Origin of the sequence: Rhizobium ecuadorense (genome assembly GCF_001187535.1) — a bacterium.
Taxonomy (GTDB): Bacteria; Pseudomonadota; Alphaproteobacteria; order Rhizobiales; family Rhizobiaceae; genus Rhizobium; species Rhizobium ecuadorense.
Genome location: NZ_LFIO01001827.1, coordinates 1 through 325, shown reverse-complemented (window position 1 = coordinate 325; position 325 = coordinate 1). Strand labels below are relative to the sequence as shown.

Below are 325 nucleotides of genomic sequence, written 5' to 3'. Positions count from 1 at the left end.
GGCCGTTGTAGTTGGCATCAGGGGTGAAGGTCCAGCTGCCGTCATTGTTGTTGACCAGGCCGCCATGATTGGCGCTGAGGCCTGACACCGACAGTTGGTCGCCGTCGACATCGGTAAAGCCGGCCAGCAGCTCGGCGGCGCTGAAGGTGTAGGGCGTGTCCTCGCTGCCGGCTGCAAGCGTCGCCGCATTGCCGCTGAGGACGGGTGCATCGTTGACCGCCGCTAGCGTGAAGCTCTGCGTCGCCGGAACACTGCCGCCGTGGCCGTCGGTGACGGTGTAGCTGAGGCTGACCGGGCCGTTGTAGTTGGCATCCGGCGTGAAGGT

General features: G+C 65.5%; 1 protein-coding gene. It reads right to left on the bottom strand.

The annotated features are described in order from the left end of the window. Positions 1-325, bottom strand: a 325-nt coding sequence (locus AF337_RS38680; protein ID WP_152971366.1) for a cadherin-like domain-containing protein, incomplete at both ends; no start/stop codon positions are given.